This window comes from Acidiferrobacterales bacterium, assembly GCA_028820695.1.
In the GTDB taxonomy this organism is placed as follows: domain Bacteria; phylum Pseudomonadota; class Gammaproteobacteria; order Arenicellales; family JAJDZL01; genus JAJDZL01.
Genome location: JAPPIB010000004.1, coordinates 72,652 through 86,375, shown reverse-complemented (window position 1 = coordinate 86,375; position 13,724 = coordinate 72,652). Strand labels below are relative to the sequence as shown.

Sequence of the window (13,724 nt, the reverse complement as noted above, 5' to 3'; positions counted from 1 at the left end):
CGCCAGAATCGGGCTGTTGATGCGAAAATAATGCTCTAACGCGATTTCAGGGCATCGTCCAAATTTGAAATTGTCCGACGCTGTGAATTATCATAGTATGATTGAATTGAAGGCCTGAGACGGTCTTGATTTTACTTTCGGAGAGAACGTAATGAAAAACCCACTTGACTCCATAGCCGGCACGATCATCTCAGGATTGGTGCTGACTGTCATTCTTTATCTGTTCGCCAGCGGATTCCTTTCCGCCGGTGCGACTTAATTGGTTCAAGTCTTGAATCTGCATGATCTAAATTGAGGTGAAAAAATGGATTTATTGATTGACCGATGGTTGCACATTCTCGCTGGTGTGACTTGGGTGGGATTGCTTTATTATTTTAATTTTGTGCAGGTGCCCGGGCTGGCGGCTGCCAAGGCGGACGGTACCGCACCAGGAATCACGAAGCACATCGCGCCCAGGGCATTGCTGTGGTTTCGCTGGGCCGCGGTCGCGACTTGGTTGACCGGAGCCTACTATCTGCTGCGATCAGGCACTTTTATGGACGCGTTTATCCTTCAGGGACCGCATGCATATCTCGGGATCGGCGCCTGGCTTGGAACCATCATGCTGTTCAACGTCTGGGTACTGATCTGGCCGAATCAGAAAAAAGTACTCGGCATGGTTCAGGCCTCTGATGAGGAGAAAGCCAAATCCGCCCGCGTTGCATTGCTGGCTTCGCGAACAAACACGATGCTGTCCATTCCGATGTTATTCTTCATGGTAACCGGTTCTGTAGCGCATTTCGGGATGTTCTGAGTGGACTGATCCGTCAGCGTTTGAAATTTATCCACTAACAGACCGGTTTGAACGCCGGTCTGTATTTTCCAGGCTCCGCCGATTATCACTAGCCATGGTCAGGCATTTTTTAACTCTGAGTGACCTTCAGGCCTCGGAAATTCGTTCGCTGATTGACCGGGCGATCGAACTCAAGTCGATGTGGCATCAACACCTGTCAAGCCCACAGCTGATGCACAACAGAACCATCGCACTGGTGTTCGAAAAGTCCTCGACCAGAACCCGCATTTCATTCGAAACTGCTGCCCATCAACTGGGCGGCAACTCAATATTTCTGGCACCGGGTGATACGCAGCTGAATCGCGGGGAGTCCGTAGCAGATACGGCCCGCGTATTGTCTTCCATGGTCAGTCTGATCGTTACCCGAACCGGAGCACACAATACCGCCGAATCCTACGCGAGAAATTCTTCGGTACCTGTGATCAACGGACTCAGCGATGCCTACCACCCCTGCCAACTATTGGCTGACCTTCAGACAATTCAGGAAATCAGGGGTGAAATAGACGGATGTTCGGTGGCTTGGGTCGGCGACGGGAATAATATGTGTGTCACTTGGGCGATCGCAGCATCCTTGCTGAAGATCGAACTGCACATATTCACGCCCGAGGAATATGCACCTGACCCCGAGCTGATCAAGGATTGCGACTTCAGCCGCATCCAGATCTGTCAAAGTCCGATCGAGGCGGTGAAGGGCGTCGATGTGGTCGTCACGGACACTTGGCTGAGCATGGGGCAGGAAGACGATCGGAAGGAGAAACTTGCGGCGTTCGAGTCAGTGCAGGTCACGTCATCGTTGATGGACAGTGCAGCCGATGACGTCATTTTTCTGCACTGTTTACCGGCCTATCGGGGTCTGGAGGTGCAGGACGAGGTGATTGACGGGCCGCAAAGTGCAGTCTGGCAGGAAGCGGAAAACAGGCTGCATGCGCAAAAAGCACTGATTGAACTGTTGTTGTCAGCCTGAGACAGGCGGATGCGATTGCGGGAGAATTTGATCTCCCATCGATCGAACACCTCGTTGGCTCACAGGTTTCGCGGTTCGCCGAAGCGCAGAAAACAGGGCATCCCGCTTCTGTTCAGAAGATTCTGACGCACAGGAGCGAGCAGCTGTTGCGTATCGAATGTCAGCAGACGGTCAAACACCCCATCAAGGCTGGTTCGCTGCCAACGAAAAATCCACCCGCATCGCATTCAAGATACGGGTGGAAAAATAAGAGACAATAAATTTGTCAGTAGCCCGGTTCGGCGTTGCTGATATGCTCTCGCATCACTCGCATTGCCTTTTCTTCGAGTTGCCTGATCCGTTCGGCACTCACCCCGTACATGGAAGCAAGGTCCTGTAATGTCAGTTTACTGTCGCCGAGCCATCTCTTGACGATGATGTCTCTGCTTCGCTCATCGAGCTTCTCCAAGGCCTGCTCGAGCTGCTCACTTCGCTGTGTCTGTTCAAGATCACTTTCGTAGACGTGTTCGGGGTTATAGCGCATGTCACCCAGGTAGGCGGCCGGCGCGCTGAAACTTTCGTCGCTGTCTGAATCGTCGGGGTTGCCGTCGAACGATACAGCTGTTCCGTTCATCCGGACTTCCATTTCCCGAACAGTTTCGACAGGCACATCCAGGTCGCTCGACAGTTTTTCAATTTCCGTTTCGCTCATGGCTTCAAGGCTGGAGCGATGCTTGCGCAAATTGAAGAATAACTTTCTGTGAGCCTTGGTTGTGGCAATCCGAACGATTTTCCAGTTTTTCAGGATGAAGTCGTAGATTTCTGCCTTGATCCAATGCACCGCAAATGAAACAAGTCGTACATTGCGATTGGGTTCATAACGCTTGACGGCCTTCATCAGACCGACGTTACCTTCCTGAATCAGGTCGCCGAGAGGTATGCCATAACCCGCGAATCCGCGCGCGATTCGAACCACAAATCGCAGATGAGACAACACCAGCTGTTGTGCTGACTCAAGATCGCTGTCTTCATGATATCGCGTGGCCAGTTCCCGCTCCTGTTCAGCAGTCAGGATCGGCTGCGCATTGACGGAAGTCAGGTATGACGATAGATCGCCGCCCTGAAAACCAGTCGATACCGGGAAATTCTGTTGCATATTGGATACTAGATTCACGACTTCAATTGCTCCAATTCTATCACAAATTGGCACTCATTACAAGAGAGTGCTAACAAAACATCATTTCAGATATTCTTTGGTGATCATCAATATGGGGATGTTTTGAAACAGTTCAACCCACCGGTGTGAATTCTGACTGATCGACCGGAAAAGATGGTCGCAGTCCCGGGTCCGCTTGCGAGCCATCCTTCGCATCCGTCAACGGGCGGCTTCCATGCCAATCAGCGAGTTTGCGAAATTCCGGGCATCGAAAGGTGCAATGTCATCGATTCCCTCGCCCAATCCGATAAACGGGATGGGCAATGAGAATTTCTGAGTCAGTGAGACGACAATTCCTCCCTTTGCAGTGCCATCCAGCTTCGATACACATATTCCGCTCAGTGGCGTGTGCTGATGAAAGTTCTCCACCTGTGAAATTGCGTTCTGACCGGTTCCGGCGTCAATCGTGATCAGCGTCTCGTGTGGTGCGGTCGGTTCGATTTTTCCGATGACCCGGCGAATCTTGCCAAGCTGGCGCATCAGATCATCTCTTGTCTGCTGTCGCCCGCTGGTGTCGGCCAGCAGAATTGAACATTTTCTTCCAACTGCCGCATGCAACGCGTCGTGCGCGACTGCAGCCGGATCAGCACCGGCAGACTGTGCGATTACCGGAACTTGCAGGCGCTCCCCCCAGCTCTGCAACTGCTCGATTGCAGCCGGCCGGAAAGTGTCGCATGCTGCCAGCATGACAGAATGGCCCTTGTTCTTGTAGTAGTTGGCGATTTTTGCACAGGTGGTTGTCTTGCCGACGCCATTGACACCGACCATCATGATGACGACAGGTGGCACATGCAGTTGGATTTCCAGGTTCTTTTCGGCGGCACCGAGCAAGCTCTCCACTTCGCGGCCGATCAGTGCGGCAACCTGCTCTCCCGAAACTGAGGACCGCTTGGCGGTCAATCGAACTGATTCAATGATCTTTTCACTTGCTTCAAATCCGATGTCGCTGAGAATCAGTGCGTCGTGCAAATCATCAAGTTCATTTTCATTGACTGGCTGAGAGCTTGAAAACAACGATGCAAGCGGGCCGATCAGGGACTTTCGAGTCCTGCTGAGTACCTGAAAGAAACCGGATTTTTTCTTTGGGTCTTGCGCCATCACATCTTGCAGTGAATTCGGTGACAGGATTGGTCAGGATATCGCAAGCAGGCTTGCTGCTGTCGTCGAATTTGCTTGTCACACATTGATCGGGAGAGTTCTACGCATCTTCGACCGTGACGCTTGAGTCAATTGCTGCAAACCCGAAGTTACGAACGAAAAAATGAACCGAAAACACCGCTGGCTGATCTATTCGTTCATTGCGGCAGACTGATCATGTTCAGTTGCAGTCGCTTCATCCGGATATCCACAGTGGAGAATATACAAAAATTCGGGAAACCGGTGTTGACCTGACTGATAAATTCTTTGCGGTGGATACTGTCGAAGTCGAAAACCAGGTGTCACGGCGTTCCGCTTTCACATTGCGCAGCAAGTACGCACACCGCGGCAACCCAAGATTGCCAGGTTCACCTTCCGTTCAGTGATTCCGGGCTTGGGTCCGCAACATCAGGACAATTCACGCGGCTACCACTTGCAGATCCACTTGTTATCCACGTCCGGGCACGGAGGAAAGTGATTTCGCAGAATCTCGTTCAGTTCGCTCGAGACTGCGACTGCATCGCGCTCACCATACAGGTTGATTTGTTCTGACGGATCTTCTGCAAGATGGAACAGTTCTCCCCATTGCGGGGAATTCGGATAGATGGTCAGGCGCCATTGTTCTGTTCGGACAGTCTGGTTGTAGACTTCCGGCCGCGACGAGGGATGATATTCCCCAAAATCGTATTCCCGCAACGACTGTGAGGGCTTGTTGAGAAGCGGCGCCATGCTCACCCCATCGAAGTCATGACAGCGTCCGCTTATGCCCGCCAAATCAAGAATTGTCGGTGCCAGGTCGATGTGACTGGTCATGGCGTCGATTGTGGTCTGAGACGGAATTCCAGGTCCCTTCATCAAAAGACAGATCTCAGTAAGTTGGCGGTAGGGCGGCGGACCCTTGTGGAGCAGACCGTGATCTCCCAGCAACTCACCGTGATCCGAGGTGAAAATTACAACCGTGGAATCCGATATGCCGATGCGATCAAGCGTCTGTAGCAGTCGTCCGACCTGATCATCGATCATTTCGACCATGGCATGGGTAAAGGCAACGGCAAGTTGCATCGAGCAATCCCCGATCGTATCCGTAGAGATCATTGAGCCGGCCTCCACGTCCGTCCGTGCCTTCCAGTAAAGCTCTCTGAAGCCCTGTCCCTTGGGGTAAAGCTTGTCGTAGTAGGGCAACTGGCGCCGACGCTCCCTGTCCGATAGCCGGATCACCGGCATGACAGTCCGATCATAGCGATCAGCGTAAGCGGCTGGTGGATCAAATGGATGGTGCGGGTCTGGATAGGATACGAAAAGAAAGAAGGGATCTGATTCAGCAGCTGATTGCTCCAGAAATGACTCCGCCCGGTCTGTGATCCAGGAATTGTAGTGATGTTCGACCGGCATCGCGGAGCGCCAGACCTCATCCAGATCGGCCGGCGGCGGCTCGGATGCAGCGGAAACCTGGAGCAGCGGCACCGATTCAGGGTGATTTTCGCGTAACCAGGTTGCATAGTGTCCGGCAAGGTGCGCGGTATCTGATTCGCCTAGCAGAAGATCCACCGTCTGGTATCCATAGTACGGGCCGTTCCAATCGTTCGATTCCGGTGTGGTCCAAAACGCCCTTGAATCCGGCATATGAAGCTCCTCAGGGGCCAGCAAAGGCTGCAAGTGCTGCTTGCCAACACCATGAGTCCTGTAGCCGGCCGCTGTCAGCGTATCTGTGATCACCCGAACATCATCGGGCAAGGCCATGCCGTTCATAGCCAGCCTGTGGTGGCGCGGGTATAGGCCGGTGATCATGGTTGCGCGGCTCGGCGAGCAGATTTGCATTGGTGTGTTGTGTCGCCGAAAGCGGGTTCCCCTGTTGGCGATGCTGTCGATATGCGGGGTTTGTGCATGCGGGTTGCCGGCACAACCAAGACTGTCTGATCGTTGCTGATCGGTACAGATAAGCAGAATGTTCGGTTGGCTGTTCAATCCAGGTTCACAATGCTCTTGATTCACACGTTGGGGCGGCTGCGTGATCGGGTCCCGCTGCGATTCTGATTTCCAATCCGGCGAGGCATGCGATGCATCACATCAAAACAGCCTGCGGCGAGAACACATCGCAGCAGGCACGACGAGGGGAAGGGCGTGTCAGTTGCATCCCTCCGACTCGTCCAAGCCGTCGTCTGGACAATGACCCGCTCAGCTGGAGCTGATTGACCGACCAGCTTGCGGTGCGGCCGATTCGGGCGTTGATCTCCCATCCCATCAGCCGGGCTTCGTTGATCAACGCCTCCCTGTCCGTCGGCAACAGGTTTCCTATGCTTTGTCAGTTATCTGACTCCCCTACTGCGTTGTGCGCAGCTGTGCGGAACCTTCGCAGCGCTCCTGCGCCTTGCCGGTTGCCGCTTTCCACCAATGCGGACTTCCTGCCCCGTCAAACGCGAGCCTTCATGGATTCGTCGACCAGTTTCTCGTAACCTCGAAGAATCTGCTGAGTCTCATGTTCTGATTCTGTCAGCTCCTCCACGGTTCGATGGCAGGTGATCTCGTGCCCGTCTTCGAGTTCCCGAACCGGGGGAACCTCTCGGTCACAAGTGCCATCGATGCCCATTGGACACCGATTGTAGAACGGACATCCAACCGCGGTGATTTCCACTCCCTTGGCAATACCAACGGCCATCTCGCGTTTTTCCATCGTGTCTTCCAGCCAGCCGATGCGCAATTCCGGAACCGAGCTGATCAACAGCCGCGTGTAGGGATGGAACGGTGGTTCAAGCACCTCGTCAGTCGGTCCTTGTTCCACCACCCGGCCGGCATACAGCACGACGATTTCGTCAGCAAAAGATGCCACCGTTGAAAGGTCATGGCTGATGAATACAAACGAAACACCTGTCTTGTCTCTCAAATTGGTGAGCAGCTTGATCACATTCGCCCCGACAATGCTGTCCAAGGCTGATGTCACCTCATCGCAGAGCAGAACCTCGGGATTGGCCGCCAAAGACCGCGCCATGTTGACCCGCTGTTTCTGACCCCCTGACAGTTCCATTGGATAACGGCTGGCGAACTCCGCCGGCAGTTCAACCATCTGCAGAATTTCCGCCACCTTGGCATGTTTTGCCTTGCCTTTGATTCCGTGGTAGAACTCAAGCGGACGTCCCAGGATCTGACTGATGGTCTGCTTGGGATTCAAGGCGGTATCCGCCATTTGAAACACAAACTGGATTTTCTGCAACTCCTCACGCTTGCGATTGAGCAGATTGCCCTGGAGCTGTTCGTCTTCAAGCTTTACCGTGCCCCTCGCCTGCGGCAGTATTCCTGCCATGACGCGGGCCAGTGTGGATTTTCCACAACCTGATTCACCGATTACGCCGACCACATGAGCATTCTTGACATCAACCGACACATCTCGAAGAATCGTTATTGCCGGCTCACCGTCGACAATGCCACCGTAACCGGCGGTCATCTCCTCAACCGACAAGGCTGGAACTTCACGCTCGTACTCCTCAGCGACCGTACTCCCCATTCCGGAAGTCGGCTTGGGACGCACCGCATCCATCAGGCGTCTGGTGTAGGCGTGACCCGGATTATTGATAATCTTGTCCGCACTGCCCTGCTCCATGATTTCCCCACCGTACAGAACCACGATGTGATCTGCGATCTGTGCGACCACCGCGAGATCGTGAGTGACATAGATCGCAGCGGAATTCTCCTCGCGGATCACCTTTTTGAAGGCTTTCAGAACTTCGATCTGTGTTGTCACATCCAACGCTGTAGTCGGTTCATCAAGCACCATCAGGTCTGGATTTCCGCATAGCGCCATTGCCGCCATCAACCGTTGCAGCTGCCCGCCCGAAACCTGGTGAGGGTAACGGAACCCGATTCGATCGGGGTCCGGCAATTCCAACGCGTGATACAGTTCCAGAGCCCGCGCATTGGCCTGTTCCTGGGTCTGGATGCCATGAAGAACAGCGGATTCTGTCACCTGCTCATTGATGGTGATGGCCGGGTTGAATGTCGCCGCCGCACTCTGCGCCAGGTAAGCCACATGGGCGCCCCGAATCTCGCGTTGACGCAACGGTGACGCGGTGAGCACATCCTCACCATTCAACAGCACCTCGCCGCCGGTGAACTCCAGTCCCGGTTTGGTATATGAAAGCGAAGCCAGGGAAATCGTTGTCTTGCCTGACCCTGATTCGCCGATGAGCGCAACAACCTGACCTTTGTAAATGTCAAATGTGACGCCCTTGACGATCTGGATCTCCTTCTTCTCGTCATTGTAGGCACTGATTCGAAGATCCTTGACTTCCAGTAATTTTTCAGATTTCTTTTCGTTCATGGGACTACACCATTTTCTTGGCCAGACTGCCGCCGGACTTGGCGGAAATATCATCCACGATCAGGTTGATCGCGATTGTGAACGACGCGATGGCAAATGCAGGCCACACTGCCGCCCATGAGTTGTAAGTCAACCCACCGAGATTGTCCCTCACCATGCTGCCCCAGTCCGCCTGAGGTGGCTGCACGCCAAGTCCGAGAAAACTCAGGCTCGATATGAACAGCACCACAAACACGAGACGCAGACCGAAGTCCGTCGCCAGTGGCATTGCAGCGTTCGGTAAGACTTCGGATTTGACGATCCACCAAAGCCCCTCACCTCGCACTCGGGCCGCCTCAACGAAGTCCTGTACCATGATGTCGAGTCCCAGCGCCCGGGCGATCCGAAACACACTGGAGGCGTAGATGATTCCAGCGATGATGACCAATATGGGAATTGAGGAGCCAAACGCTGCAATCGCGATCAGCCCCAGCATAATGGATGGCAGTGCCAGAATGGCATCATTGGCACGGCTGATAACCATATCCACCCAGCCTCCTCTGACTGCTGCTGCAATTCCAAGGGTGATACCGATCGCGTAGGCCAGCAAGGTGGACGCCAACGATATGCCGATCGTCATCCGTGCACCCCAGATCACTCGAGACAAGGTATCACGCCCGAGGTAATCAGTACCAAGGTAGAACGTGCCGTACTCATTGGAGTGGGCATCCATGAAACTGTCATCGCCATCCATGTCCATTTCGTGAAATGGAGCGATAAACGGACCGATGACGGCGATCACCACCCAGAAGGCGACAACCGCAACCGCGATCTTGCCGGTCCAGGATAGTTTGATTCTCCGCTTGGGCGGCGCGTCGGGCAGTTCGTCAAACTTATCGAGCTTGTCCAGGACTTCTTGCCCAACTTCTACATTTTGCTTTTCAGGTTCATTCATTGCCATCTCTCCTTATTTCGGATGTCGGAGTCGTGGATTGGATACGATCGATCCGATATCCGCTATCAATATCAGAACGACGTAAGTGCCGCAAAAGATCATGGCGCAAGCCTGAACCAGTGGCAAGTCTCGGGTTTGGACGCCGTCAATCATCAACTTGGCAAGACCCGGAAAGGAAAAAATAGTTTCGACGATCACCACGCCGCTGACCAGATAGGCCAGATTCAGGGCGATTACGTTGACAATCGGTCCGATCGCATTGAACAATGCATGACGCAGGATAATCCGCCGTCGCGGCACGCCTTTGAGAATCGCCATTTCAATATAGGGGGAATTCATGACGTTGAGAATTCCCGCTCTTGTCATTCGTATCATTTGCGCCGATACAACGATAACCAAGGTGATGATGGGCATTGCCAGACCACCTATCAATTCAAAGAACGTCATATCGTCACGCAACAACGCGGTTGATGGCAGCCATTGCAGGTTGACCGCAAGGATAAGCACCATCAATGTAGCGACAAAAAACTCGGGCACTGAAATGGTGGCCAAAGTGCCAAACGTGACTGTCCGGTCCAGCCAGGTTCCCGGGTGCATTGCTGCCCACAGACCCAGGACGATGGAAATCGGGATGGAAATTCCGGCCACAAGGCCCGCCATCATCATGGTATTGCCGAGCCGGCCGCTGATGAGATCGGCAATTGCCGCACCGCCAGCTTTGGACGTGCCCAGATCGCCAGTTGCCATGTCGCCCAGCCACGCAAAGTAACGCATGTAAGCGGGCAGATCGAGCCCGAGTTCAGCGCGCAGGGCTGCCAGAGTCTCGGGCGTCGCACTTTGACCCAGCACAATCTGCGCGACATCGCCCGGCAGAATACTGGTCATAATGAAGACGATTATCGAGACCACAAACATGGTTGCGACTCCGATCCACAGACGTCGCAATGCCATTTGTAGCATCATAGTTCTATCCCTCCTCTTTTTCTTGCAGGTCGCAGTATCAAAGGATAAAAAAGGCCTGCACTGAATCCAGTGCAGGCCTCCCTTTGTGCCTTAATGAAAAGCCTGCGATATTATGTTAGGCGAGCCAGATGAATTCCGGCCATTCGCAACCGCCAAGCTGTCCTGTCGGAACGGTTGGCACACCCATGACGTTATTGGCGATACCGTCATTGATATTGGAAAACGCCGGGATGATCATTCCGCTGCCATTGTGAATCAGCGTCTGCATTTCACACATCATCTCATGGCGTACGGCTGGGTCAGTCACCGACAACACATCCTGCAGGAGTTCACCCATGCGTTCGTTGTTCCAATAAGTGTCGTTCCATGCGGCTCCCGGCCCAAACTGGATCGCCATTTGAGACTGGGCGGTCGGGCGCATGTTCCAGGTCACCACGTTAAGCGGCTCCTGCATCCAAATCGCACCCCAATAGCCATCAGTCGGCACTTTCTTCAGTTTGAGGTCAAAGCCGATCTTGGCGCAGTTGGCCTGTGCCAGCAGGCATGCTTCCTCAATACCAGGCGTAACCGGCGCAACGTAAAGTTCAGCCGTAGAGTAGCCTGATTTCTCAAAGTGGAACTTCGCCTTGTCCGGGTCAAATTCCCGCTGCGGCAGTTCGCTGCAGAAATCCGGTCCGTGAGCGGCGGAGATCGGCGTGTCGTTGGCAACCGTGCCCTTGCCTCTCAGGATTCGCTTCACAACCCGTTCACGGTCCTGGATGTACTGCAAACCCTTGACGAAGTCGTCATTGGAGCCTGGCTCGGCATTTTTGAGGGCACATATGCCCAGTTGCAATGCCGCCGGCGTGGAAAGCAGTGTGACACTGTCATCTTCCTCAAGTTGACGGAAAGACTTTGCGTCAACCGATGTAATGAGCTGGACATCACCTGCCAGCAGTGCGTTGACCCGTGCTACCGGATCGGTGATGGCAGTAATCTCAACTCCATCAAGGTTCGCACCTTCGCGCCAGTAATTCTCGTTACGGGAGTGGACGGACTTTACACCCGGCTCAAATGAATCCATGACGAACGGTCCGGTGCCGATTCCATCGCCGGTCGTTCCGTTCTTGACAATCTTGGTCTGGAACAGACCGAGCAGTGTCGGCAGGTCGGAATTCGACGTATTGAGAACGCACTTGACCTCGTGCGAATTCACTTTCTTCCACTCCTGAATGGATGCCAAGACGGACTTGATCACTGACACAGACTCGTCACCCATGTGGCGATTCATGCTGTAGATCACGTCGTCTGCGGTAAAAGGCGACCCGTCATGAAACTCTACGCCTTTGCGCAGTTTGAGAGTCCACTCGGTGGCGTCCGCGTTCGGTTCTATGGTTTCAGCCAATTCCCCGGATGTGGTGAGGTCATTGTTATGCTGGATCAGACTGTTGTAGGTTGCCCTGCCACGTGTGTAATCGATGGTTGACGTGAATCGTGGAGGATCCAGTTGATCGTCCGGACCGTGCAGGTTGGAGGACATCCGAACCGAACCACCCTTCTTGGGCATGGATGCCATTGCCTCTTGACCTGTAAACAGAAGACTCTGGGCTGTCACAAGGGAAACACCCGTGACCGCCATCAGTTTCAGAACATCGCGGCGGGTGAATCCGCCTTTAACGGTCTTTTCTACCAGACTCTGTTCGTATGGAGACAACTCAGTGAATTTCAATTCACCTGGTTTGAACTCCGGTTTAACATTATTTTTCATCCTTATTATCCTTCCTTCAGAATTGGCAAGTTAAAAATTAGATCAAACAAACTGTGTGCGCTTGGCGGTCGAACGAAATGACCGCGCTGCATCAACCCATGCTTGATTTATGCTAATCAACTGCACTGGTTGACAGTAATGTTCAAACTCGATGTTTTTCAATTTACCATATTATTATTGTCTGACGCAACTTATAGAATTTTGGGAATATTGAGCCCGAGTGCCGGATGCGGCAATCGGACAATTTGTACACAGCAGATTCCCGCACCTTCGTCATAACCGCCACGGGTAGAGTCAATTTGCAAGGTAAACTCAGGATTATCGGGGGAAAGTGGCGACATCGGGAAATCCGATTCGATCTGAAATCCGATGTGAGGCCCACGACCGACTCGGCGCGCGAGACCCTGTTCAACTGGTTGCAGACGCGCATTGAAGGGGCGTGCTGCCTTGATCTTTTCGCCGGCTCCGGTGCATTGGGGTTCGAGGCTCTGTCGAGAGGGGCTGCGCATGTGGTTTTTGTAGACTCAAGCAGACGATGCACTCGCCAACTGGAACGGACGGCCGCCCGCCTGAACGCCGATTCATTCGATATCAAATGCAGTGATGCCGCCAGGTTCATCGAGCGGACCGACCAACAGTTTGATGTGGTATTTGTCGATCCGCCATTTCGCCAGGGTTTGGCAGCGCCGACGACCAGGTTGCTTGTCTCATCACACCGTCTTGCCAGTCATGCCATGATTTATGTTGAGACTGAGAAATCTGCGGTTGCGGACGTCAGACCACCCGGTTGGATCGCGTATCGTCGTCTGGATGCCGGATTCCGGGCGCATCAGTTGCTCATGGCTGAACCCGGACCGGAACTCCATGCCGGTACGATGTGACCAAAAAATTTATTGTCAGCTTGCTGCTGAAATCATGCTGAGTTTCATGGAATCTTATCCGAATCCACTGCAACCGCGACATTGATACCGAAATCTGCGGCATCAGGACGCAGCGAATTAGAACAGTTAAAAATTGAGGGAATACAGTGGGTTTAAGCAAAATAAGCCGTACAGTTTTCTAAAATTCGGAGAAGTATTGGAAAGATATTCAATCCCACATAACAGACTGACAAAATCCGAACTTTTGGAATTGAAAATCAGACGCGTTACACCTAAACTTAGCATAGACGACTTTGAGTCCAGTTCACCCTGTCTTGTACCGCAAAGCAAAAATATTCGGCGATAACCCAGTACAAAACATATTTCGAAGCGCAGTTGAGTTGGAATCCAATCAATCTGAAACGCAGACACTGGAATTAACATCTAATGCGTTATCTGATTTATCTGGTTCGCATCTTGTTGCCATCACTCATCGGGAACAAGGCGCTTGGGCAAACAACGATGAACCGGAGGTCAGAGGCATGACTATCCCCAATAGTGACATCTTCGCTGAATATGAAAAACGAAAAAAAATAGAGAGTGACGAGACACAGGAATCAGCGGTTATTGCGAAAAGGCTTGGTTTGGAAGAAATTGTTCAAATGATGGACAAAATGGTTGGATTTGCAGTAAGCGCTGTAGCGCCAAATAATAGTGAGAAGTCGTAGCTTGAACACACCCCGCGAAACGCTCATTCAATTTTTTGCACCGATTCAGCGG

General features: G+C 53.0%; 12 protein-coding genes. 4 read left to right on the top strand and 8 right to left on the bottom strand.

All coding sequences use genetic code 11. The features are described 5' to 3' along the window. Positions 1 to 304: 304 nt before the first annotated feature. Together OXI60_00820 and argF are read left to right on the top strand one after the other, a co-directional pair. Positions 305 to 793: a urate hydroxylase PuuD gene (locus OXI60_00820; protein MDE0308363.1), complete on the top strand. Its 489-nt coding sequence runs from the start codon at positions 305 to 307 to the stop codon at positions 791 to 793. Between the two features lie 94 nt (positions 794 to 887). Next, positions 888 to 1,796, top strand: a complete 909-nt coding sequence (gene argF, locus OXI60_00815; GenBank protein ID MDE0308362.1) for an ornithine carbamoyltransferase — start codon at positions 888 to 890, stop codon at positions 1,794 to 1,796. A 265-nt stretch (positions 1,797 to 2,061) separates the two neighbouring features. On the opposite strand, the gene rpoH is transcribed toward argF, so the two are convergent. From rpoH to OXI60_00775, 8 genes are all read right to left on the bottom strand, one after another. Further along, positions 2,062 to 2,949 (bottom strand): RNA polymerase sigma factor RpoH, encoded by an 888-nt coding sequence (gene rpoH, locus OXI60_00810; GenBank protein ID MDE0308361.1) that lies wholly within the window; start codon positions 2,947 to 2,949, stop codon positions 2,062 to 2,064. A 201-nt stretch (positions 2,950 to 3,150) separates the two neighbouring features. Further along, positions 3,151 to 4,089 (bottom strand): signal recognition particle-docking protein FtsY, encoded by a 939-nt coding sequence (gene ftsY, locus OXI60_00805; GenBank protein MDE0308360.1) that lies wholly within the window; start codon positions 4,087 to 4,089, stop codon positions 3,151 to 3,153. 465 nt (positions 4,090 to 4,554) lie between these two features. Beyond that, on the bottom strand, positions 4,555 to 6,093 hold the full coding sequence (locus OXI60_00800) for a sulfatase-like hydrolase/transferase (GenBank protein ID MDE0308359.1): 1,539 nt from the start codon (positions 6,091 to 6,093) through the stop codon (positions 4,555 to 4,557). 97 nt (positions 6,094 to 6,190) lie between these two features. After that, positions 6,191 to 6,412, bottom strand: coding sequence for a hypothetical protein (locus OXI60_00795; protein MDE0308358.1), 222 nt, complete (start codon positions 6,410 to 6,412; stop codon positions 6,191 to 6,193). Positions 6,413 to 6,538: 126 nt separating this feature from the next. After that, a complete protein-coding gene (locus OXI60_00790) occupies positions 6,539 to 8,440 on the bottom strand; it encodes an ABC transporter ATP-binding protein (protein ID MDE0308357.1) in 1,902 nt (633 codons plus the stop codon). A 4-nt stretch (positions 8,441 to 8,444) separates the two neighbouring features. After that, a complete protein-coding gene (locus tag OXI60_00785; GenBank protein ID MDE0308356.1) occupies positions 8,445 to 9,374 on the bottom strand; it encodes an ABC transporter permease in 930 nt (309 codons plus the stop codon). Positions 9,375 to 9,386: 12 nt separating this feature from the next. Next, positions 9,387 to 10,337 (bottom strand): ABC transporter permease, encoded by a 951-nt coding sequence (locus tag OXI60_00780; protein MDE0308355.1) that lies wholly within the window; start codon positions 10,335 to 10,337, stop codon positions 9,387 to 9,389. Between the two features lie 115 nt (positions 10,338 to 10,452). Continuing rightward, positions 10,453 to 12,084: an ABC transporter substrate-binding protein gene (locus tag OXI60_00775; GenBank protein ID MDE0308354.1), complete on the bottom strand. Its 1,632-nt coding sequence runs from the start codon at positions 12,082 to 12,084 to the stop codon at positions 10,453 to 10,455. Between the two features lie 227 nt (positions 12,085 to 12,311). Here OXI60_00775 and rsmD point away from each other — a divergent pair, with 227 nt between their 5' ends. Next, positions 12,312 to 12,965: a 16S rRNA (guanine(966)-N(2))-methyltransferase RsmD gene (gene rsmD, locus OXI60_00770; protein MDE0308353.1), complete on the top strand. Its 654-nt coding sequence runs from the start codon at positions 12,312 to 12,314 to the stop codon at positions 12,963 to 12,965. Positions 12,966 to 13,279: 314 nt separating this feature from the next. After that, complete coding sequence (locus tag OXI60_00765; protein MDE0308352.1) at positions 13,280 to 13,672, top strand: hypothetical protein; 393 nt, start codon at positions 13,280 to 13,282, stop codon at positions 13,670 to 13,672. Positions 13,673 to 13,724 lie beyond the last annotated feature (52 nt).